The following is a 21,875-nucleotide window of genomic DNA, read 5'->3' as shown; positions in this document are numbered from 1 at the left end:
CTCCCCCCGTCCGGCGTCACGCCGGGAGGGCCGCGTGACCATCGCCGACATCGCTGCCCTCACCGGCGTTGCCGCCTCCACCGTGTCCCGGGCGCTGAGCCGGCCCGACCGGGTCAACCGGGTCACCCGGGAACGCATCCAGGCCGCCGCCCGCCAGCTGAACTACGTACCCAACACCCAGGCGCGGGCGCTGTCGTCGGGGCGTACCGAAACGGTCGCCCTGCTCGTCTCGGACGCGACGAATCCGTTCTTCTTCGGACTGATCCGCGGCGCGCAGCAACAACTGCGCGCCGCCGGCCACGCCCTGCTGCTGATCGACACCGAGGACTCGGCCGAGCTGGAGAACCACCTGCTGCACAAGGTGCGCCGGTCGATCGACGGGGTGATCCTCGCCGCCTCCCGCCTTCCCGAGCAGACCCTCTCCGACATTGCCGCCGAACTGCCGGTCGTCACCGTCAACCGCAACGTCCCCCGGGTCCGCAGCGTCGTCATCGACAGCCCCGACGGGGTGAGGCAAGCCGTCGAGCACCTGGTCTCGCTGGGCCACCAGGCGATCGCGTACGTCGCCGGACCGTCGTCCTCCTGGGCCGACCAGGCCCGGTGGCGGGCAATGCGGACCGCGATGGCCCGACACGGCCTCACCGCGGCCCGCGTCGGACCGTTCGGCGTGTCCCGCAGCTCCGGGTCGGTCGCCGCGGACGCGCTGCTGAACACCGGCGCCACCGCCGGCGTCACCTTCAACGACCTGCTGGCGATCGGCATCCTGCGGCGGCTGGCCGAACGCGGCGTCGACGTCCCCGGCGAGATCAGTGTGGTGGGCTGCGACGACATCTTCGGTGCCGACTTCTGCAGCCCGCCGCTGACCACCCTGACCGCGCCGATCGAACAGGCCGGCCGGGTGGCGGTGTCGATGCTGCTGGACCACCTTGAGCACCTGGGGGAAACGGCGTCCCGTCAGACCGTGCTGCTGCCCACGCACCTGACCATCCGGCAGTCCAGCGGGCCGGCTCCGCGCCGGTGACCACTCGCCGGGCCGCCTCTTCCTGGCCGACGCTTCGCCAAGTCCCCCTCCGCACCGCATCCGCCGTCCCAGTTCGGTGGCCATGATCGGTCACCAGGACGGGCGCGGAGCAGATTCAGCCGGCGCCTCGGTGGGTCGCTCCGGTCCCGATCGCCCGCAGGTGGGCCAGCCCTTGCGCCCAGGACTGGAGCAGAGTGGTCTCGTGGTAGGCGATGCCATGTTCTGCGCAGAACTGGCGGATCAGTGGTTGGGCGTGGCGCAGGTTGGGTCGGGGCATGCTGGGGAACAAGTGATGTTCGATCTGGTAGTTGAGCCCGCCGAGGACCGCGTCGAGGAGTCGGCCACCACGCACATTGCGGGAGGTGAGGACCTGTCGGCGTAGGTAGTCGAGGTCGTCGGCCTCGGTGAGGATGGGCATTCCCTTGTGGTTGGGCGCGAAGGAACTGCCCAAGTAGAGACCGAACAGGGCCTGGTTGACCAGGATGAACACGATCGCCTGCGGAACGCTCAGAACCAGGAACACGGCCCCGAGGTACGCGGCGAAGTGCAGGACGAGCAGGCCGGCCTCCACCGGTCGGTGCCGGAGCCCAGGACGGCTGATGATCGCCCGGACGCTGGCACCGTGCAGGTGCACACCCTCCCCCAACAGCAGAGGGAAGAACAGTGCCGCCTGGTGCCGGACGAAGAGGGCCCGCAGGCCACGCTGCGTCGCGGCCTGGCCCGGGGTGAACGACAGCGGAGCCACCATGAGATCAGGGTCGCGGCCCTCAGTGTTCGGATGGGCGTGGTGGCGGTTGTGCTTGTCGACCCACCACCCGTAACTGATTCCGGTCAGCAGGTTCGCACAGATGAGGCCGAGCACCTCGTTGGCCCGACGGGACCGGAAGATCTGTCGGTGCCCGGCGTCGTGACCGACGAAGGCGAGTTGCCCAAGGAACATCGCCACGGCGGCTGCGACAGCCGTCTGCCACCACGACGGTCCGAGCCGGACGAACACCACTCCCAGGACCCCGAGACAACCCAGCACAAACGCGATCCGCGTCGCGTAGCGCCAGGGCTGGCGGTCGAGGAGACCCGCCCTCCGGACCAGGCGGGACAGCTCGGCGTACGCACTGCCACGGTCACTGCGGGCGCCAAGATCCGCGTTACTCACTCTCGCCCTCCTGTAGGACGGCCAGTACAGGTCAGGGGTCTGCCAACAGCCGCGAGGGGGCAGGCACGCGACCCCTTCGCCATGCGACGGACATCGAGGTTCCCAGTCTTCCTCACCGCCGCCTCTCGCAGAAGGAAACGGCAACCACGGCGTAAGTACCGGTCACTCTCATGCAAGTCCGCCGATTAGATGCCTGACCTCCGCCAGCCAGTCCGACAATAGGACTACATGGTCAGGCCGGATACAAGGGGTTGTCATGGCGCGAAAGAGGAAGTCCATCACACGGCAAACGCTCATCCTTGCCTTCGCGGCTGGAGCGGTGACCGGAGCGGCGAGCATGCTCACGCTTCGAAGTCGCCGCCAGGATGGTGACTTCCCGGCAGCTGACGTCGCGGGCCAGCTCGACAACAGCTCCGCATCGATGGCCGGCGTGCGTATCGACGCCCCACCGCACCGGCCCCAAAGCGTGCCGACGGCGCAGCGCCAGTGACCCCCGGGCAGCGCCTCGGACCACTCCCTGTTCGACAGAGATGAGAACACTGATGTCAGAGCGATCCAGCGCCGACCCCGGCACCGCGTCCGCAGACGCGCCGGTCGCCGAGCTGGTGCAGCGTGCCACCGATCAGATCACCCGGCTCGTGCGCGACGAGCTCAAGATGGCACGCGCGGAAATGACTGCCAAGGGTAAACGCGCGGGCGTCGGCGCCGGGCTGCTCGGCGGCGGCGCGATGCTCGGAATCTTCGCCGGGGCGACCGCCGTCACCACGCTCGTGCTGACCCTGGCCGCGATCATGCCCGACGCCGTGGCCGCCCTGATCGTCACGGTGGTCCTCGCCATCGCCGCCGCGATCGCGGCCCAACGCGGCAGGAAACAGGTCAGCGCGGCAATGCCGGTCACACCCACAGCAACCAAAGACAGCGTGCGAGCCGACGCCGAGACGATACGTGGCGCAGCGAGTCGGAGACAGCCATGAGCACGCCACTCGAGGGCAGCAACCTGGACCAGACCCGACACGATATCCAGCAGACACGCGCCGAACTCGGCGAAACCATCGCCGCACTAACTGCCAAGACCGACGTCAAGACCCGCGCGCGCACCAAGACGACCTCCGCCGCCGGCAGTCTCCAACAGCGGATCACCCAGGCCGGTCAGTCGGCGAAGACCAGAGCGACACAGCTTGCCCACACACTGAGCCAGAAGGCATCCCAGCGCGCTACCTCGACGAAGCAGGATTCACAGCACATCGTCGGCACGATACGTGGCTCGCTGACAGCCGGCGCGCAGACCACCGGTAAGGCCGAGTCCACCCTGACCACCTCCGCTCGCGCCGCCGCCACCACCAAGATCGGCAGTTTGGTACACGCGAAATCCGTGCCAGTCGTCGCCGCCACCACGACTGCGGCAGCCCTCGTGGTCGTTGCCTACCGACGCCGCTGGTTCCGGTAACCAACTTCAGGCTTCAGCTTCGAAGCGAGCGTTTCGAAGATGTGCGTCTCGGAGTCAAAGGGTCTCAAGCCCGGATTGAATTGTCGCGTGGCAGGCATTCCAACCTCACCCGGATTGACCATGCTTTTCGCTTGTCGCAATCATAATATTGTTCGACCCGTCGACTTGCACGCGCGTTACAGCGATGCTCTTGTCTGCCTTAACGCCGAGCCTGCCATTCGCTTTGACTCGGTGATCAGCTGCAACCTTTTCAGATTGCAGTTGTGTACGAGTACCGGCGTCGCTCCTGCGAGTACATGGCACGTGTGGATGCCGTCGACGGTGAGGTTGTGGAGTCGGCGTTGTTGGGTGAAGGGTCGTACGGCCTCGACCTGCACCAGCGTGCCGGCCGAGGTACGCAGCCACTGACCCGGCTTCAGGTCGGCGGCCTTGACCCATTCCTTGAGGTCAGCCACCCAGAATGGGTGGCCGTCGGTAAATTTTCAGTCGTGCGCCCTGGATGCCTAAAACCAGTTTGCCGATGCCTTCAGTGGAAATACCCAATCGAAACACTGAGGAGCCCACTAGGTACAAAATTGATTCTTGGTCTACAGCAAGAAAGTGTTCACCCTGGCCAAATTCGCCGACAGGGAAGAGTTGACGATCGAACTTCTGCGACAACTCCTCGAACCTGCCCTCTTCGCCGGCGGCTAGCTCCGGATCTATTTCAAACGGCTCCTTCGCAACCGACCGTCCCGGACCCTGCAGATCGACGCGAATTCCACCGAACTCTTCGAGGAAGCGCTCCGCAGCTTCATGCCACATGAAGCCCGGAAGCCTATCCTTATAGCCGGAAATCTCCACCGCCCTATTAGGAAACCATCCAGATCGGCGCAATACAAGCTCTACATCTGGAGCAAATTCCGCCACACTCACCCTCCAGTCGGTGGCTACCAACAGCGCGGCACCTGCGCACATCTCACGCGCTGACCCTGCTCGCACCACCCCCGCTGTCGGCCCGCCCGTAGTTTCCAGACCATAAACAACAGGCGGGCTCTAGGAGATCAGGGTGGACCCGGTGGACTGCGGGGCACTGGTCGAGATCAACGACGCCGATGGACTACGGCAGCAGCTACTGTTCGTCTGCCAGTCATGGATGCTCATGGTCCAAGTGGACTCGCCCTCCGGCAGACCTGGTAACCTTCCCGCGACTTCAAGCACTCTGTGAGCTTCACGGAAGACCGTCGCCGTATCTCCCACCCGTTCGTCGCATGGGGGCATCGGCCGACGAGGTCCGCAAGCTGGTTGCACGCCAGATGCCACCGGACGGGCCACGAGCAGCGGCCCATGAGTGCAGACCAGCGCCCCTCCCGTACTGGGGTGTTGGTGAAAACCGAGACACCAGGGGCCAATTAGTTGATCTTCGTGGGCGGCCGGGTGGCCGGCGGGGGGGGTTGAGCTGATGTCCCGGTAGGGGATCGCTCACCGGGCATCGGTCGAGATGGTCGGCGTGGTCGCTCCACCGGCTTTGCAGGGTCGAGGCAGGCGACTGCTGGTGATCCACTGCGTGAGTCGGGTGCCTGCGCCATACCAGCCCAAGGCTTTGTCGACGCCCGGGATGACCGCGGGCCCGTTACCCCCGGCACGGGGGGTAACGGGCTCATCTGGGAGCTGGTCTACCCGAGACAGACAGCGACGGCCGTAAGGTTTTGAGCCGTGGTTCCCCGGTTGGAGCCTCGTACCGCCCAGCCGTTGCCCGACGCGAACGAGTCAGTGAGGAGGATGTCGAACCCGGATGTCTGTCCGCCTCCTCCGGTGATGATCGTGCCAGCGGGGCAGGTGGCGAAGGAGATATTGTTCGCGCCCGCCAAGACTGTTACGGGAGTCCCTGTCGTTTGAGACAGTGCAGTCATCCCGGACGGCTTCTTACTCGCGGCGGGACTGGTGTCAGCCGCGTTCGCCCCGCTCAGAGGAACGACCAGCAGAAGACTGCTGACCGATAGTGCCGCTGCGCTGCTGATGAACAACTTCTTCTTCTGCACGCCTGGTTCTCCCCATCGATTGCTGAGCACGAGAGACATTCGACCGGACGGTCCGCAGCAGGCTACTAACAGTGAGCGATAAACGGCATTGAGGTATATGAATCTCCAGATAGATCAAAGTTCGATACGTGACCCCGGCCGGCAACAACGACGTGACAGGTCTCGATTTTCCGCCCACTCACCGACTTGGGAACCAGGGCCGGATCAGGCGCCAGCAACAGATTCACCCTGCGGATCTTGCCGGTGACGCATTCGCGCGTGAGGCCATAGGACGGCTCGCGCGGTCTGCCGCTGAGTGTTGCGTAGAACGAGTTCTGGCACATCACAGGTCGGGGTCCGGGTGCTCGGCGCCATCGTGCCCGGCGCCGGCCCGCTGTGCCTGCCCGCACCGCGCACCGCCGCGCTCACCGCGCCCACCGCGCTGCGGCTGATCATGGCCGGCTGAGCGACCGCTCCCGCTCCGGTCAGCCAGCCCCGAAGCAGACGAACGCCGCCGCGGTGGCCCGGGCGGGACCGCCGCCCGCCGCACCGAACGCCCACTGCGCGTCGGCGAGGGCTCGCGCCGGACCGGCACCCGCCCGCATCCGCGCGTGCAGGTCCAGCATCAGTGCCGTGGTGGGCTCGGCCGGCACGGGCAACACGGTCGCGATCAGGCACCGGGTGCCGAGCGCCAGGAGCACCGCGGTGAACCCCATGACCTCGTCGCCGGGGCGTAGCCCGGTCAGGCCGGAGTCACAGGCGGAGAGCACCACGCAGCCGGGCGGCCGGGCGACCGCCTCCCACTCGTGGGCGAACAGCGGCCCGTCGGCCAGTTCCAGGGTGGAGAACTGCGGGTTGTCCGCGCGGAACGTGCCGTGGGCGGCGATGTGCACCAGCCCCGCCCCGTCCAGCGCGGCGGTCAACGCCGCGGCGGTGGCGTCGGGCCCGGTGAGCCGCCGCGCCCCGGGCAGGACCTGGGCGAGCCGGCATACCTCGGTGTGCCCGGCCGGCAGGCGCGGGCCGGCGGCCAGGACCGGCGGCCCGGCCGGCAGCTCCCGCCGATCCGCCCCGAGCCAGGCGGTGGCCGAGGGGGCGACGGTCACCGGACGCCCCGCGCAGGTGGGCAGCGCCGACCAGGGCACCGCGTGCAGCGCCCCGACCGGGACGATCACCAGGGCCCGGTCGGCCAGCCACCGCCGCAGCGGGGCGAACAGCAGCCGGTCCAGGGCCGCCGCCGCGTCGCCGGCCCCCGCCCGCGCCGCGGCCGTGTCGCCGGTGGTGAGCAGCCGGCGCAGGGCGAACCGGTGCCGGCGGGCCAGGTCCGCCGCGGCGGCGAGCGGGCCTAGGTCGTGCAGGCTGGCCCGGCCGTCGCGGACCAGCACCGCCCGGATCCGGTCGCCATGGGCCACCAGCTCGACCAGCACCCGGGAGCCGAGCCGCGCGGCCAGCGCGCCCACCCCGGGCGGGGCCAGCACGGGGCCTCCACCGGGCACCCGCCGGGCCAGGTCCCGGATGCGCTGCTCCAGCCGGGCCTGCCGGCCGCGCAGGGCGGTTGCCGGGCGGCCGGCCAGCACCTCGTCTTCGAGCAGGCCGCTGACCAGTCGAAGCTCAGCGAGCGCCGCCACCAGGTCGGGGTCGGCCGGAGGCCGGGCCGGCCGGGCCCGCAGCGCATTGGCCCGCCACCGCTCCGCCCACGCCAGGACCCGCGCCGGCGCGCCCGCCCGGACCGCAATGTCGAGGCCCTCGGCCGCCAATTCCTGACCGTATGCTCCACTGTGGGCACGCAGCTCCGTGGCGCCGAGCGACATGCGGTGCCGGTCGAGCACGGCCAGCCCGCGGCGCAGCGCCCGGGCGGCCCCGGGTTCGTCCCCGTCGAGCCGGCGCGACAGGGCCAGGGCGTACCAGCCCTGTGCTCGCCGGTCGGCGGTGCCGCGACGGCGGGCCCGGGCGGCCACCGCCAGCAGGTTCCGGGCCCGGCCTGGCCGCCCCAGCGCGGCGGCCACCAGGCCGGCCTCGATCCGGGTGGTCAGCGCCGGACCCGGCCACCCGGTGGCGTCGAGCTGGTCGGCGGTACGCGCCATGGCGGTGAACAGGGGTGCCGAGCGGGTGCCCCGACGGTACTCGGCGCGCAGCTCGACGTGCCGGGCGAAGACGGCCCACGTGCGCCGGCCCTGGCGACGGAACCGGGCCCGGGCCGCGGCGGCGGCCTCGGTCGCGGTGTCCAGGTCCGCGGCGAGCAGCGCCGCACGGGCCCGGGCCAGCAGCGCCTCGGCGAGGTCGGAGGCCATGCCCCGGCGCCGCAGTTCCCGGACGGCCGCCGTCGCGACCACCACCGCCTCGTCGACCAGCGGCACCGACAGCAGCAGCTCAACGCGGTCCAGCAGCAGCGCCGGCCGGGGTACGGCGAGCCGCCGGTACTCCTCGTCGACCGTGGCGAAGCAGCGCAGCGCGCCGGCGATGTCGCCGCGCTGGCCGGCCGCGATGCCGCAGTTCCAACGGGCGTCGGCCGCCGCGAGGTCCAGGCCCAGCCGTTGGAAGGCGGCTGCCGCGCGGGACAGGTCGTCGTCGGTGCCGCCGGCGGCGCCCCGGTGGGCGTTGAGCAGCCCCCGGTTGTTGCGTGCCCGCGCCTCCAGCAACAGATCACCCTCGCGCAGGGCGATGTCGACGGCCAGGCCGTAGTCGCGTACCGCCTCGTCGTAGCGACCTCGGTAGTGCAGCACCACGCCCCGCTGCATCCGGGCGCGCCCCGCATCGGCGCCGACGAGCTGGGGCAGCGCGGCGGTCACCGCGCGCAGCGCCGCAGCGGTGTGGCCGGCGTTGGCCAACACGTAACCCAGGCTCATCCGTGCCAACGCCCGGGTCCGGGGCGTGCCGGCGGCCCGGACCGCGCGGCGCAGGTGGCGCAGGGCGCCGGGCAGGTCGTTGAGCTCTCGCAGGGCCAGACCGACGGCCCGCTCGGCGGTGGAGCGCTCGTCGGCCCCGGCCGTGGGCCCGGCGGCCAGCACCCGCTGGGCGATCGCGATCGCCTCGCGCGGGTAGCGCTGGACGGCGTCCAGCGCCGCCTGGGCCGTGCCGGCACCGGAACCGGTGCTGTCGGGCATGCCCCACAGAGTCCCCGAACTGATGCCCAGCCGTCAATGTCTGTGCGGGCCTGTCGGGAATCTGCACCCACCATTAACGCCATTGACACGCACCTATGCTTTGGAAGAATTGACGACACCCGGGAAACGTGGCCACACCGGCCAGTGGCGGGCGCTTCTGCCGACCGCATGGAGGACCCGTGTCGCCTGACTATCCCGCCGCGCCGCGCCCGGCCGGCCAACTGTCCCGACGGCGACTGCTGGCCGCGTCCGCGCTGGCCGCCGCAGCGTCGTTCGCCGCCGGGTCCCGTGCGGCCCCGGCCCGCGCCGACGGCGCGGACGACGACGCCTACCAGCGCGCCTTCAACGAGGCGCTGGCTGCCGACAAGAACGTCCGCCGGCACACCACACCGGGCCGGGAATTCCTCTACCGGCCACGGCAGCTGCTCGCCGCCGACGCCGACGCCCAGCGGGTCACCGCCTGGCTGCGTGCCCGCGGCCAGGCGGTGGCCGTGGGCGACGGCTTCGCCGGGGTCACCCGGCTGCTCTTCGACCGGGAGACCGACGTTCCCGCGCTCGTGACCAAGCTGCGCGACCCCCAACAGTGGCCGGGGCGGCCGGTGCCGAATGTGCAGCCGCACCACGTGCTGCTGGGCTGCGGCAACATCATGGGCAACCCGGGCAACCCGCCCACGACGGTCGCCGCGTTGCCGCCGCCGGACCCGGCCCGGCTGGGTGAGGGCGCCGGGGTGACCGTCGGGATCTGCGACACCGGCATTTGGCGGCAGGCCGGCGGCTACCACCCACAGTGGCTCGGCGGGGCGTACCTGCCGGAGGTCGACGACGAGGACCCGCTCTACGTGCACACCGACGTACTCGCCCCGCAGGGCGGGCACGGCACCTTCATCGCCGGGGTGGTTAGGCAGGCCGCGCCGGGGGTCCGGGTCGACCCGGAGCAGGCGTTGACCGCCACCGGCCTCGGCGACGAGGCGTCGGTGGTGGCCGCGATGGCCCGGCTGGCGCCGGCGGTGTCCGTGGTCAACCTGTCCCTGAGCGGATTCACCCAGGACGACAAGCCGTCGCTGCCCCTGGCCAACGCCGTGGCCGCGCTACCCGCGACGAACGCCGTGGTCGCAGCGGCGGGCAACGCCGGCACCAACCGGCCGATCTGGCCCGCCGCGCTGGGCCAGGTCGTCGCGGTGGCGGCGGTCAGCCAGGGTTCCGGTGGCGTGGTGCCAGCCACCTACAGCGGGTACGGGCCGTGGATCGACGTCTGCGCGGTCGGCGAGCGCCACAGCACGTACGTCGAGGGGCAGTTGCCGCTGCCGGGCCTGCCGACCCGGGTGTTCCATGGCTTCGCCACCTGGGCCGGTACCTCGTTCGCCACGGCGCACGTCTCCGGTCGGCTCGCCGCCCTGATGACCGCCAGCGGCCTGAGCGCCGACGCGGCCCGGCTGGCGCTGCTCGCGGCGCCGCGCTGGCACCCCGACTACGGCGTGCTCGTCGGATGAGCGAGCGGGCCGCGAGCAGATCAGCAGCACCGTGCGGTGGTCCCGGCCGACGCCGGGTACAGCGTTGCCGCGGCGGGAACGAGCGGCAGCGAGCGACGGAGCAGTGCCGCACCAGCCGGCGGAAGGCGTCGCCGTGACCGACCCGAGCGCAACCGACCTGGTGACCGCCGCGGCGGGCGGGGACGAGTCGGCGTGGGTGGAGCTGGTCCACCGGTACACCCCGCTCGTCTACTCGGTGATCCGGTCGTACGACCTGAGCCGCGCCGACGCCGCCGACGTCAACCAGACCGTCTGGCTGCGTCTCGTCGAGCAGCTGAGCCGGATACGTGACCCGCAGGCTCTCGCCTCCTGGCTGGCGACCACGGCCCGGCGCGAGTGCTACCGGCTGTCCCGCCTCGGCCGTCGCACCCAGCTCTTCGACCCGTACGACGACGCGCTGGACGCGTACCATGGCTTCTCCCGCACGGCGGACGTGGCGGCCCCCGACGAGGAGCTGCTACGCGCGGAGCGGCGGCAGGCACTGCGGGAGGGCTTCGCGCAGCTGCCGCCGCGCTGCCAGAAGCTCCTGGCCCTGTTGACCGCCGACCCGCCAGCCAGCTACCGGGAGATCGCCGAACGGCTGAACGTGCCGGTCGGCAGCATCGGGCCGACCCAGGCCAGATGCCTGCGTCGGCTACGGGACTGCCCGGCGCTCGCCCCGTTTCTCGGAACTGCCGCAACCCGGACGACCGGAGGTGAACGCGATGGAGCCGTTGCCGCCGGCCGATGACGCGGCCCTGACCGCCGAGCTGGGTGCGGCGCTGCGGGAGGCCGGATCGGTCCCTGAGGAGCTCCTGACCGCCGCGCGGGCGGCGTTCGCCTGGCGAAACGTCGACGCGGAGGTGGCGCTCGCCGAGCTGACGTTCGACTCGGCGTGCGACGCGGCGCCCGCGCTGACCCGGTCGGCCGGGTCGACGCGGACGCTGTCGTTCCGCAGTGCCGCGGTGACGCTGGAGATCGAGGTGACCGACGCCGGCATCGTCGGTCAACTCGCCCCGCCCCGAGGGGGGCGGGTGTCCGCCCAGACCGCCTCGGGCACGTACGCGGAGGCGCCGGTCGACGCGGTGGGCTTCTTCTCGCTGGGCGCTCCCCCGCCCGGCCCGGTCCGGCTGCGCGCCCACACCGACGGCTACGCGGTGGCCACCACCTGGGTTTCGCTGCGCTGACCCACCGTCCACCCGGGACGGCAGCGCACCCGGAACGCCCAGAGCGTCCCGGCGAGCGCGCGGCGACGGGGGTCGCGGGCTGCCCAGGCCCACGACCCCCGCTGGTGGCCGTGGTTACTGCTTCCCGACGCTGATCAGGTACTCCACACCACCGAGGTCGGTCCGCTCCGCACCGCTCGTGTCCGGACCGAACTGGGTCACATCGAGCGCGAACTCCTTGTCCGAGGCGACCGCAGCCGCGAAGGCGAGGGAGAACTCGACCCGCTCACCCGGTTCCAGCAACAGGTTGCCGAGACTGGCCTTTGCCGGTTCGACGATCTCCAGCTGGTTCTTGCCGACCTCGCGTATGCCGGTGCCGACCTTGCCGCCGGCCTGCCACCGCTCGAACAGGGTCGGCCCGAGGTCGACGACGACCCGGCCGCCCACGCCCTGGATCGGCTCCCCCGGCTGCGTGAAGACCAGGTCGTTCTTGGTCGCCACCCGGAGCGAGTTGCCGATGGCGAACGGCCGCACGACCGGCGTCCCGCCCGCGACGAGCCGCACCGAGTCGACGTTGCGCCAGGCGATGTTGTTGTTGTTGCGGGTGTTGGTACTGATGTCCGGACCCTCGAAGGTCATCGGATCGGTGGACGACACCCACCTGGCCAGCAGGCAGAAGTGGCCCGGTCCGGGCACCCCGGTCCACGGGATCGTCACGGTCGTGGTGCCGGCGAAGACGGTCACGTTCATCGCGCCGATCTGGGTCCAGTGCGTCGGCCAGACGGCACCGCCACCCGGCGTCGTCCGGTAAACCCGCAGCACGCCGCTGCCGGTGCCGGAACCGTACGGGCCGGGGTTACGCAGCTTGATGAAGATGTAGTTGGTGACGCCGACGATCGGGTTCTGGCTGACGGCGCACTCGACGGCGGTCGGGCAGACCTTGATGTCGGGGCTGGCCCACAGCGGGTTGAACGAGTGGGGTTGGACGCCGACATCGGCGGTGACGTCCCGGATGTAGACGTCGGTGCGGGCCGCCGCAACCTTGTCCTGCCGCGCCTCGACCGGCGCGGCGGCGGCCGTGGTGACCGCCAGCAGTGCGGCCAGCGCCGTGCCACTAAGCACGGCCAGCGCCGAGCGGCGGACGTATCTTCCTACGTTGCCCATGACAGGCTTCTCCCATCGTCGAAGAACCGCCGACCCGCGTTGTCTCCTACCGGGCCGACGCGATGACGTTGTTCAGGAGCGCGACGCGGCGCGGTTGATACGCCCGGCGGGACCCGTCACCGTCAGATGGAGCGAGGAACGACCAATTAGGCGGATATTGATGTTTGCCCCGGCCTGCCCGATGCTGTCGCAGGGTGTCAATATGCTTCGCCGGCACGTCGATGTGGATGACGATGGCCAAGATCAGCGCAGAACTGCTGGCCATCCTCTTGGCCCGCCCCGCACGCACCGAGAGGCTGTTCGACGGGCTCGACGACCCCGCCCCGCTGGCCCGGTCCAAACGGAACGCAACGCCTTCGGCAGCGACTACCGGGGCGTGGCCGCGATCGCCGAGGCCATCAGGCGGAGCACCCACAGTTCGCCGAGGAGCGGTCCTGGTTCTCCCGCGCGGTCCACGGCACCGACGACGCCCGAGACATCGAACTCGGGTACGGTCCGGCGTTCGTCCTCGACCCGGCGGAGGTCGCCCGGCTCGCCGCCGGCCAGACCGACGACGCCGGGTCCGCTGCCGACGACTTGACACAGAGAGGTGCCGTCAGATCCACACTCCCCTACACGCGCCGACGCGGTCGCGATCTATCCCAACATGATGACCAGTCAGAACAATGTTGGGCAGAGCGACGGGTCACGGAACAGGCGGGCGGTGCCCAGAAAAGCCATTGAAGCTCGACGAGCTGCGGCAGGACCTCGCAACCGAGTTCATCCGGTCAGTGAGCGGCTCGCCGTCGGTGGTCGGCAGCACGAAGTGCAGCCGAAAGAGCCGGCATTGACACAGACTGATCACGCCCTGTCTGTCCGAAATCTCCTGCCGTCAAGATGTCCAGCAGCGGCCACAGCGACGCCGATGCAGTACGCCTACCAAGCGAATCACCGCGGCGGCAACCAAGATCGGCTCGCAAAACCACACGAGTTAAGGGTTCCAGCCGCGCCTCACACGCCACTTCATCGAGCCATAACAAAAGAGGGTTTCCGCAAGTCGCTGACCTGAGGAAACCCCGCGCTGTCGGAGACGGCAGGCCAGTTGATAGCGGCCCGTGGTCAAGCGCTCCCAATGCCAAGAGGTCCGGACGAACTGTTGTCTTGCACGACCGCCAGCGGCGCCGACCACCGGTCGGTAGACCGACGGGTCCGCGGTACCGGGCGTCCGGCGTCCCCCGGCCAGCAACGGCACCGCCGCGAGCCAGCGGCACATCATCAATTGCTGCCAGGTGGGCACGTTGGATGCCGGCGAACAAAAGCCCGCCGACATCCAACGCCAACTGCCACTCACCTAACCCGCACTTCCCGTCAAACTCTAACCATGTCGGCCCGGGCCATTAGAACGATTCGACGTTCTGCCGGAGCCGTAGGCTATTCACGCGAATTTGCCGCTTCTCGACGTGCCAGCTCGGCATCTAGCCGCCTAAGTGCAGTTCTTGCCTGACGACTCGCGAGCGGGTGATCGCTTGCCACGAACGAAGCAATCTCCTCGCGCGACTGCACGTCTCGAAGTTGACCTAGCGCACAAATAACGAAGGGCACGACTGCCTCGTCATCAAGAAGCGAGCGTAGACCGTCTACGATTTCCGGTCGACTGTTTGCAATCCGCGGGATGGCTTCGAAGACCATTTCCCGCGCACGTCCCAGACTCCTGTCAAGCAGTATCTCGACCACTTCGTCGGCGACACTGACATCGGCGACAACGCCGAGCGCGCTCCCGGCCACCCATTTCAGGCCGAGTTCATTCATGTCTGATATCTCGTTAAACTGCTTCAGAATCAATGGCGCTGCTTGCCCACGAGCATACGGCACGGAGAGCGCACGAATAAGGCCCTCTCGAAGCTTCTCTCGCGATTTGCCAACTGGCAACTCATTGATTCGATCCAGCCAACGGAGAAGAACGGGAATCGCCGTCGGGTACTTTTGGGCGGTATTTACCAATTCCCACACGTCGTCGACCCGCACTCCGACTTGCTCAAGTTCGAGAAGGAGCCTCGACGGAGTCTCACTCATGCGCCCACCCGGAAAACAGAGACTAAACCAGCTTCTATCATGCCACGCATAGCCGGCGTAACCTTTGCAGTTGCATTGGTAACGATCGCGAAATCAAGGCCATTAGTAGCGGCGTGCTCCGCGAAATCTATGATTTGCGGGGTCACCTTCAACCTCTTAACATTCTTTGCATCCAAAATGAATGTCGACCGAGTCAAGTCAGGCGTTCGATAGGCGGCCGTGCTGGTTACGGATGGTATCCGAACCTTCGGCTCCAAGTCCAGCCCCAGATTACCTTCGAAGCCGTATCCTGCGGTGTTATTATCGCGTACTGTGCAGGAGCAGGATTCCCCTTTGGAGTTAACTCCTCCGCTGCAGTTGTGTACGAGTACCGGGGTGTTGCCGGCTACCACATGGTACGTGTGGATGCCGTCGACGGTGAGGTTGTGGACTCGGCGTTGCTGAGTGAAAGGTCGTACAGCCTCGACCTGCACCAGCGTGCCGGCCGAGGTACGCAGCCACTGACCCGGCTTCAGGTCAGCGGCCTTGACCCATTCCTTGAGGTCAGCGACCCAGAACGGGTGGCCGTCGGTGGCGATCACCGAACCCGAGGCGTCGCCCCTGGTGCCGTCGGTGTCGACCGTGACGTCGACAAGGTTCTTCTGGCCCTCCCCGACGATGAGCCCCACGACCGGACGGGCCTCGGTCAGGCCAGTCTCCGGGTCGCTGGCGAGCACCTCCTCGCCAAGCTGCACGTCTTCGATCGGCTTGGTGGAGCCGTCACCCATCACCACCTGGGTGTCGGGGGTGAAGCTGTTCTTGGCGCAGTCAGTGGCCGTTTCTGCGACGTCGTCGCCCTGTTTCGCCGCTGTCGCCGCCGCGTCGTCGGCCTGTTTAGCTGCCGCTGCCGCGGCCTCGTCCGCCTGTTTGGCGAACAGCGCCGCCGCCTCGTCGGCCTCCGCGAGGACCCGTCGGGCCACCTTCATCTCGTCGAACCAGGTCATCACGGCCTTACCGGCCCGCAACATCGCCTGGCCGACCTTCTTGGCCTTGAGGATCTTGCCCCACGGCAGCGCACCGGCAACGGCCATCGCGCAGGCGCCGATGTCACCCTTCATCACACAGTCACGGATGTCGTTGATCCCGAGAACCTCGAGCAGGATCTGCCCACCAGCCTCGATGACGACGTCCAGGATCTTCTTCTCCGAGACCGTCTTGGCCTTCCGGACCTCCTCGGCGCTCGGCCCCGTCGGTGTCTTGGTCCCCCCGGACGGCGTCGTGGTCTTGGTCGGCGTGGGCCGTGGCCCCGTACCCGCAACGCCACCACCATTGCCGGTGCAGTTGTCGTCGGCGCAGAACCGCAGACCTGACGCATCGGAGAAACTCACCGGCGAGTTGTTCGCGTAGGCGTAGCCCTGCATCTGCTGCGGATCGCTGAAATCGACGACCGGGTCCAGCGAGACGAACCGACCCGTGGCCGCGTCGTACTCCCGGGCACCCAGGTGTGTGAGCCCGGTCGACGAATCGATAGTGCCCCCGACGAAGCCCTTCTGCCCCGGCCACACCGACGGCTGGGTGCCACGAGCCTGCCCGTACGGCGTGAACTTGCGGCGCGTCGACGCCTGCGTGGTGGCGTCGATGCTCTGCTGCGCAGTGCCGTGGTGATCACCGAGCAGGAAGTTCACCTTGTTCGACGGAGTACGGACCGCGCCGACACCCTGGTAGTAGCGGGTCCCGGTAACCGCCGACGTGGCCTTGGTCAACGTCACCTCGGTGGAGCCGAGATACAGCGTGACGGTGCTCGGGTCCCGCCGAATCAGCCGGCTGCCGCTGGCGTCGTACAGGAACTCGGTGACCTTCGTACCCTCGGTGACCTTGGACAGATGGCCCTCGGCGTCCCACGTCAGATCCTGAGCCGTGCCACCGATCTTGCGGCTGGTGGTGTTACCCGCCTGGTCGTACTCGTACTGGTCCAGGCGCTGACCGCCGGGCAGGCCACCGCTGGCCGGACCCACGGTGGTGACGTTGCGCAGCGTGTGAGGCTGAGCGGCGCCCGCCGCGGGGTAGGCGTACGTCGAGGTGACGTTGTTCGCGGAGTTGCCCGACGTGTCGTGCTGGACCTCGGTCTTCCGGTTGCTGGTTCCGTCGTAGAACGTGTACGAGTGCCAGTACGGGTTCGGCCCGCCGACCGTGGCTGCCGACGGCGTCTTCGCCGCACAGTCGTCAGTCGCCGTCCACGCCTCGGTCATGCGACGGAGGTAGTCGTAGCCGAAGCACTGGGTGTCGGTGGACGTACTCTGCTCGACACCCTTGATCTTGGTGATGTTGCCGATCGAGTCGTACTTGTACTCGATGTCGTCCAGCCGCGTCGGTGCGATCGAGCGGTCGGTGACGGTCTTGGCGAGGCGCCGGGTGCCTTCCTCGTAGGAGTAGCTGAGGTAGACCTCCTTGCCGACCGCCCCCAGGGTGTGCCGCAGCGGCTCGCCGTACCTCGAGTACTGGGTGGTCTGCAGGTACTTGCTCAGACCGGCGACGCTGACCGGCATGTCCAGGCCGTCGTACCCGTAGGTGACGGTCTCCGCGGGGAGACCACCGCCGGACGGGTAGGTGTTGGTCTTCGGCAGGCCGACATTCGGGGTGTACGACGCCCCGAAGCTGTAGGTACCGGCGAGGGCACCTTCGCTGGCCGGGATCGTGTACTTGGTCCCCTCCGGCTGGTAACGGGCGTTGTAGCCGGTGACCTCGGTGATGTAGGCGTTGGACCCCACATATCGGGTCGAGGAGGTCGGCAGCCCCAGCTTCAGGGTGTCGTAGTCCCATTGCGCCGCAAGGGTTCCGGGGTCAGCACCCTGCCGCAGGGTCTTCGGACGGCCCAGCTCGTCGTACGTGTACGAGAGCCGCTCCAGCCGGGCGTCGGTGGTCGAGGTCAGGCGGTCACCGTCGTCGTAGGTGCTGGTGGTGTCGCCCTTGTCCGGGTCACTGGCCTTGATCTGCCGGCCCCGCAGGTCGTAGACGTAGGTCCACTCGTTACCGGTCGGGTCCTTGACCTTGCTGAGCCGACCGAACCGGTCGTACGCGTAGGTGGTCGCGTCATAGGCGCCCGTCGCCGTGGTGCCGCGGTACTGGCGCAGCTCGGTCTGACGGCCCTGCCCGTCGGTGATGGAGGTCGTGGCGGTTCCACCGGACGGCGGGGTCACATTGATCCGGTCACCACCGTAAGTGGTTACCGTCCGCCACTTCTCGACGCCGAAGCTCTCGAAGACCTCGTTGGTCGGGCGGCCCATCCCATCGAAGTAGTACCGCATCTGGCTCGGGACCAGGTTGTCGCCGACATCGTCGTGAAGTTGCGCCGATGGCGGTGAGTCGTTGTAGTAGGCCGCCCGCTTCTTGAACGCGAGACCGCGGTTGTCGTAGAAGACATCGGTGAGGATTCGGCCACCACCGGCAGCTGGCTGCTGTGTCTGGCGCAGCCGCAGCATGCCGTCGTAGATCTCGTACCCGACCCGGTACGAGCCGTCTTCCTTCAGCGTTTCGGTCGTGACGACGACCGGCGCTGACTGAGTGACCTGGTAGGAGAACCTGCTGTTCGGAGTGTCGAGGTTCGCGCTCTTGTCACGACCCGGCAGCCAGACCTTCTCCAACCGCCCCAACGGGTCGTACGCCAGATCGGTACGAGCACCGTTGGCATCGACCTCGGCAGTGGGCAGTCCCCACGCGGGCTGCACGTAGGACGTGGACTTGTGCAGCTTGGGGTTGATGGTGTCGATCTGGGTGACCAGTGCGTCGGCGGCAGGCGTGAACACCGTCGTCGTCTTGTTGCCGTATACGTCGTACGCCTCGGTCACGCGACCGTACGCGTCGAAGGCCGACCGCGCGGTCACCTTGTAACGCGGGCCGCCCGACGGCCACTCCATGAGCTCCTCGACCTGGGTGACATCACCCTTGCCGACAGCTTCTACCCCAGCGCCGAACCGGTGACCAGCTGGGACGCGGACGGCAACCAGGTGGCAGCCACCGGCTGGAACCAGTACAACCTCGTGGTGGCCCCCGGAGACTGGGACGGCGACGGCGCACCTGACCTGATCGCCCGCAAGTCCACCGGCGAGATCGTCCTGCACCGCGGAAACGGCTACGGCGGCTGGGCCGACGACTCTCAGCCGGTCCGGCTCGGCTGGGGCATCTGGCAGGGCTTCGACTCCATCGTCGCCGCCGGCGACGTGGACGGCGACGGCAAGCCCGACCTGTTCGCCCGCAAGTCCACCGGCGAACTGACGCTGTTCCGCGGGATCGGAAAGGCCGGATTCGCCAGCATCGGCGGGGCCAAGTACAAGGTCTGGCAGGCCGGAGTCAACGTCCGCCAACCGAGCACCACCTGCGACCCCGCACCGACCATCGCCAAGTGCCCGACGATCATCGACAACCTCGCCACCACCGAACAGTTCACGCCCATCTGCACCCGCCAGGGCGAGTACGTCGGCGGCAACCCCTACTGGGTGAAGGTGACGACACCACGCGGCAAGACGGGCTGGATCTCGGCCTACTACGCCGACTACAGCGAGAACCAACTGCCAGACGTGCCGAACTGCACCGCGCCGACCAGCGGCACCTACACCGTCTGGACCGACGGAATCACCGTCGCCTCCACCAACGCCACATGTGAGGCATCCCCAAGCACCACCAACTGCTCCACCCCAATCGACACCCTGAACACCGGCTCCATGTTCACCCCGATCTGCCAACGCACCGGCCAGGTCGTCAGCGGCAACCCGTACTGGGTCTACGGCATCAGCTCCAACGGCCACACCGGCTGGATGGCGAACTGGTGGATGGACTATCCGGACAACCGGATCCCGTTCCTGGCCATCTGCGGCAACTACAACGGAACCGCCGCCGGCACGGGCTGGAACGTCTACACCAACGCACTGTTCTCCCCCGGCGACATAAACGACGACGGGAAGAACGACCTGCTCGGCATCAAGGCCAACGGAGACCTGCACATCTACTACGGCACCGGAAACGGCTCCGCGCTCTTCACCAACCCCTCCGGCGGCACCAGGATCGGCGTCGGCTGGGGAGGCTTCAACAAACTGTTCTGATCTACCGACGACCAGGGGCCCGCTCACTCGAGCGGGCCCCTGGTCGTCGTCGTGCTGGCCGCCACCGCCCGCCCAAGAAGCACCCAGCACGTGGCGAACCGACATCGCGCGGGCACGTGACAGCAGCGCTTGACGCGCCATCAAGAGCAGAACTGCCGCTCCATCCAGGACACAGACGAAGCGGCAGGTCAGAGCGTTGTGCAGCAGGCACGTCTGCGGCTAACCAGCCACGCCGTTACCGCCAGCGTTACCGCAAAATCACGCATGATCTTCTATATCCACTGGTGAACACCAGTCGGGACGGCCGGATTCGAACCGACGACCCCTTGAACCCCCAGGCAACCAACACGATGTCCTGACCTGCGGCGGCTGCCGGCTACGCTGAGCCAGATCGTCCGCCAGTGTCCACCGACGTCCAGTGTTGTGCTTCTTGATCGTCACCCAGTTAGTCACTCAGGAGGGTACTCGTGGCCCGGTTCCCGAATGGCGTCGAGCCTGCTCCATCGTGTCTCGGAACGGTGACCCTGCACGAGGATGACTCGACGGAGTGCAGCCGACAAGACTGTCCGGCGATGAGCAGCATCCATTGGGACGTTGAAGCGTGCGAGACGACCGGCTGCACCCGTTGCCCGTCGGGACCGACGTGGAGCCACTGGACGCCTTCGGTGTGAAGGAACGACCACCCGGCGATGAGCTGCTCAAGTAGCAGAGCTGCGCTGCCCGAACGGTCCACCAGAGTCCATGGACGTCCAGCCTTGCTCGCGTCCGTCGTCACTCAGTTGGTCACCCACCCCGGAAGTTAGGCGACTGCTCCTCCATCGCTGGGCCGGAGCCGGTCCCACTGCGGGTCGAAGCAGATCAACCCTTGCTCTGCCGCCATCTTGGCCGCCTCAGCCGACACCTCCTCGCACATGCTGTACCTCATGGCGAAGTAGATGATGGGCCCAGAGGCGTTTCCAATCATGGGACCGTCAGACCACGGGCTGGCGTCCTCCTCGTCCTCGGTCATGTCGATCCACCGCTCAAGGAGCGTATGGACGTAGGACCGGATACGCGGTGTCGGAGGTGTCTCGTCCTCCGTGTCGATGTACTTGCGGTACAGCTGCTGGAAGACCCGACGGCCCTCGCCATCGTCCGTGGGCGCGCCGCCCTCCCACACCGCCAAGTCGTAACTCACGCGGGGAGTGTGCCAGTACGCGGATGTCAGAGGAGGCCCCGGCTGGTCGTTGCGTCCGGCTTCCCGTTTCCGTGCCAGCCGCCGGGCGTTCTGCGTGGCCGGAGTCGGAGCGCCAGCGAAGCGACGGACGCGCGCCCAGGCGGCGGCGCATGCGGCCCGTCTCGGGCCGCCTTGAACAGATCGCGGATGTCTGCGGCCACTCCGGTACGACGGTCACTGAGAGCGTCTACCGGCACCAACTACGGCCGGTGCTCCTGGGCGGTGCAGTCGCCATGGACCGGATCTTCGACGCTGAGGCGTAGTCACTCAGTTAGTCACCCAGGTACGACAAAGGGGCCGTCTCGATCTTCCGAGATGGCCCCTCACCTGCGTCGGGACGGCGGGATTCGAACCGACGACCCCTTGACCCCCAGTTTTACAACGATTCTGTCACGCCATGCCAGGATAGGGTGAAACATCCCTAGAGACGGACAAGAGGGACGGGGACTAATGCCGCTCCATGCCGTGGCTTACCGATTCATCCGCCCATCGCGATCCCCTCCGTTACCGGGCTCGTTACCGCGGACCGTCAAGCGCTTCCCATGCCTAGAAGTTCGGACGAACTCTTGTCTCCCACGGGCGCGAGCGGCTTCGACCACCGGTCGGTAGACCGACGGATCCGCAGTGCTGGGACGTCCGGTGCCCCCGGACCAGCACAGGCACCGCCGCGAGCTCGCGACACATCATCAATCGCTCCAGACGAACTGGCGCCCGCTGCGGCCGGGTTGAGCGCGCACTATCCAGGGTAGGCCAGCGGCGCTCACGCAGCAGTTGCGTCGAGCCGATCACCTAGGTACGCGGCTCACACAGCGGGTCATCCAGACTCGCGATCTCTCGACCGGCCGAATCTCGGGCCACCAGCCGCATCAACCTCTAGCCTCGGTCTTTCGTTTGGCCGTCAGTCCATTGTTATTGTTCGATGAATGCGATTCGCGTGGTTGTCACTGTTTTGTAGGCATGCTGACGGCCCGG

At 68.1% G+C, this 21,875-nt stretch carries 16 protein-coding genes and 1 pseudogene; 9 read left to right on the top strand and 8 right to left on the bottom strand.

Annotation, left to right across the window (positions count from 1 at the left end; all coding sequences use genetic code 11):
- Window positions 1-34 precede the first annotated feature (34 nt).
- The gene (locus ABZV06_RS22785) at window positions 35-1,021 is read left to right on the top strand and encodes a LacI family DNA-binding transcriptional regulator (protein ID WP_355623979.1); all 987 of its coding nucleotides are present in this window, start codon (window positions 35-37) and stop codon (window positions 1,019-1,021) included.
- A gap of 115 nt (window positions 1,022-1,136) precedes the next feature.
- Here the strand turns inward: ABZV06_RS22785 and ABZV06_RS22780 are convergent, their stop codons facing one another.
- Window positions 1,137-2,174 carry an acyl-CoA desaturase gene (locus ABZV06_RS22780; RefSeq protein ID WP_355623976.1) on the bottom strand — a complete coding sequence of 346 codons (1,038 nt, stop codon included), beginning with the start codon at window positions 2,172-2,174 and terminating at the stop codon, window positions 1,137-1,139.
- Between the two features lie 256 nt (window positions 2,175-2,430).
- Here ABZV06_RS22780 and ABZV06_RS22775 point away from each other — a divergent pair, with 256 nt between their 5' ends.
- Genes ABZV06_RS22775 through ABZV06_RS22765 form a run of 3 tightly spaced genes read left to right on the top strand, consistent with a single transcriptional unit; the run spans window position 2,431 to window position 3,621 of the window.
- Complete coding sequence (locus ABZV06_RS22775; RefSeq protein ID WP_355623973.1) at window positions 2,431-2,664, top strand: hypothetical protein; 234 nt, start codon at window positions 2,431-2,433, stop codon at window positions 2,662-2,664.
- Window positions 2,665-2,716: 52 nt separating this feature from the next.
- On the top strand, window positions 2,717-3,148 hold the full coding sequence (locus tag ABZV06_RS22770) for a phage holin family protein (protein WP_355247336.1): 432 nt from the start codon (window positions 2,717-2,719) through the stop codon (window positions 3,146-3,148).
- A complete protein-coding gene (locus ABZV06_RS22765) occupies window positions 3,145-3,621 on the top strand; it encodes a DUF3618 domain-containing protein (RefSeq protein ID WP_355623970.1) in 477 nt (158 codons plus the stop codon). The genes ABZV06_RS22770 and ABZV06_RS22765 overlap by 4 nt, the downstream gene beginning before the upstream one ends.
- Window positions 3,622-3,797: 176 nt before the next feature.
- On the opposite strand, the gene ABZV06_RS22760 is transcribed toward ABZV06_RS22765, so the two are convergent.
- From ABZV06_RS22760 to ABZV06_RS22750, 3 genes are all read right to left on the bottom strand, one after another.
- Complete coding sequence (locus ABZV06_RS22760) at window positions 3,798-4,076, bottom strand: hypothetical protein (RefSeq protein ID WP_355623967.1); 279 nt, start codon at window positions 4,074-4,076, stop codon at window positions 3,798-3,800.
- A complete protein-coding gene (locus tag ABZV06_RS22755) occupies window positions 4,069-4,578 on the bottom strand; it encodes an SUKH-3 domain-containing protein (RefSeq protein WP_355623964.1) in 510 nt (169 codons plus the stop codon). The genes ABZV06_RS22760 and ABZV06_RS22755 overlap by 8 nt, the downstream gene beginning before the upstream one ends.
- A gap of 1,528 nt (window positions 4,579-6,106) precedes the next feature.
- The gene (locus ABZV06_RS22750; protein WP_355249106.1) at window positions 6,107-8,722 is read right to left on the bottom strand and encodes a CHAT domain-containing protein; all 2,616 of its coding nucleotides are present in this window, start codon (window positions 8,720-8,722) and stop codon (window positions 6,107-6,109) included.
- Window positions 8,723-8,901: 179 nt separating this feature from the next.
- Between ABZV06_RS22750 and ABZV06_RS22745 the strand changes: the two genes are divergently transcribed.
- From ABZV06_RS22745 to ABZV06_RS22735, 3 genes are all read left to right on the top strand, one after another.
- Window positions 8,902-10,212, top strand: a complete 1,311-nt coding sequence (locus tag ABZV06_RS22745; RefSeq protein ID WP_355249109.1) for a S8/S53 family peptidase — start codon at window positions 8,902-8,904, stop codon at window positions 10,210-10,212.
- A 133-nt stretch (window positions 10,213-10,345) separates the two neighbouring features.
- Window positions 10,346-10,981, top strand: coding sequence for a sigma-70 family RNA polymerase sigma factor (locus ABZV06_RS22740; protein WP_355249112.1), 636 nt, complete (start codon window positions 10,346-10,348; stop codon window positions 10,979-10,981).
- Complete coding sequence (locus tag ABZV06_RS22735) at window positions 10,956-11,417, top strand: hypothetical protein (RefSeq protein ID WP_355249115.1); 462 nt, start codon at window positions 10,956-10,958, stop codon at window positions 11,415-11,417. The genes ABZV06_RS22740 and ABZV06_RS22735 overlap by 26 nt, the downstream gene beginning before the upstream one ends.
- Before the next feature lie 114 nt (window positions 11,418-11,531).
- Here the strand turns inward: ABZV06_RS22735 and ABZV06_RS22730 are convergent, their stop codons facing one another.
- From ABZV06_RS22730 to ABZV06_RS22720, 3 genes are all read right to left on the bottom strand, one after another.
- Window positions 11,532-12,560: a hypothetical protein gene (locus ABZV06_RS22730; RefSeq protein WP_355623961.1), complete on the bottom strand. Its 1,029-nt coding sequence runs from the start codon at window positions 12,558-12,560 to the stop codon at window positions 11,532-11,534.
- 1,410 nt (window positions 12,561-13,970) lie between these two features.
- Window positions 13,971-14,612, bottom strand: coding sequence for a hypothetical protein (locus tag ABZV06_RS22725; protein ID WP_355623958.1), 642 nt, complete (start codon window positions 14,610-14,612; stop codon window positions 13,971-13,973).
- The gene (locus ABZV06_RS22720; protein ID WP_355623955.1) at window positions 14,609-18,505 is read right to left on the bottom strand and encodes a polymorphic toxin-type HINT domain-containing protein; all 3,897 of its coding nucleotides are present in this window, start codon (window positions 18,503-18,505) and stop codon (window positions 14,609-14,611) included. Before ABZV06_RS22720 ends, ABZV06_RS22725 begins: the two co-directional genes overlap by 4 nt.
- 60 nt (window positions 18,506-18,565) lie before the next feature.
- Between ABZV06_RS22720 and ABZV06_RS22715 the strand changes: the two genes are divergently transcribed.
- Window positions 18,566-19,687 carry a VCBS repeat-containing protein gene (locus ABZV06_RS22715; RefSeq protein WP_355623952.1) on the top strand — a complete coding sequence of 374 codons (1,122 nt, stop codon included), beginning with the start codon at window positions 18,566-18,568 and terminating at the stop codon, window positions 19,685-19,687.
- 799 nt (window positions 19,688-20,486) lie between these two features.
- Here ABZV06_RS22715 and ABZV06_RS22710 read toward each other — a convergent pair.
- Complete coding sequence (locus ABZV06_RS22710) at window positions 20,487-20,864, bottom strand: hypothetical protein (RefSeq protein WP_355623949.1); 378 nt, start codon at window positions 20,862-20,864, stop codon at window positions 20,487-20,489.
- 170 nt (window positions 20,865-21,034) lie between these two features.
- Between ABZV06_RS22710 and ABZV06_RS22705 the strand changes: the two are divergent.
- A pseudogene (locus tag ABZV06_RS22705) lies at window positions 21,035-21,166 on the top strand (site-specific integrase); the annotation flags it as partial.
- Window positions 21,167-21,875: the final 709 nt, after the last annotated feature.

The sequence above is a fragment of the Micromonospora sp. NPDC005172 genome (assembly GCF_040608555.1).
Classification (GTDB): Bacteria; Actinomycetota; Actinomycetes; order Mycobacteriales; family Micromonosporaceae; genus Micromonospora.
This window is presented reverse-complemented; position numbering and strand designations above follow the sequence as displayed.

Bases quoted from the DNA above. Each gene is read 5' to 3' on its own strand.
- ABZV06_RS22730 (WP_355623961.1), bottom strand. From the start codon at position 12,560: ATGGGCAACGTAGGAAGATACGTCCGCCGCTCGGCGCTGGCCGTGCTT.
- ABZV06_RS22725 (WP_355623958.1), bottom strand. From the start codon at position 14,612: ATGAGTGAGACTCCGTCGAGGCTCCTTCTCGAACTTGAGCAAGTCGGA.
- ABZV06_RS22770 (WP_355247336.1), top strand. From the start codon at position 2,717: ATGTCAGAGCGATCCAGCGCCGACCCCGGCACCGCGTCCGCAGACGCG.
- ABZV06_RS22765 (WP_355623970.1), top strand. From the start codon at position 3,145: ATGAGCACGCCACTCGAGGGCAGCAACCTGGACCAGACCCGACACGAT.
- ABZV06_RS22775 (WP_355623973.1), top strand. From the start codon at position 2,431: ATGGCGCGAAAGAGGAAGTCCATCACACGGCAAACGCTCATCCTTGCC.
- ABZV06_RS22735 (WP_355249115.1), top strand. From the start codon at position 10,956: ATGGAGCCGTTGCCGCCGGCCGATGACGCGGCCCTGACCGCCGAGCTG.
- ABZV06_RS22720 (WP_355623955.1), bottom strand. From the start codon at position 18,505: ATGGAGTGGCCGTCGGGCGGCCCGCGTTACAAGGTGACCGCGCGGTCG.
- ABZV06_RS22755 (WP_355623964.1), bottom strand. From the start codon at position 4,578: ATGTGCGCAGGTGCCGCGCTGTTGGTAGCCACCGACTGGAGGGTGAGT.
- ABZV06_RS22750 (WP_355249106.1), bottom strand. From the start codon at position 8,722: ATGCCCGACAGCACCGGTTCCGGTGCCGGCACGGCCCAGGCGGCGCTG.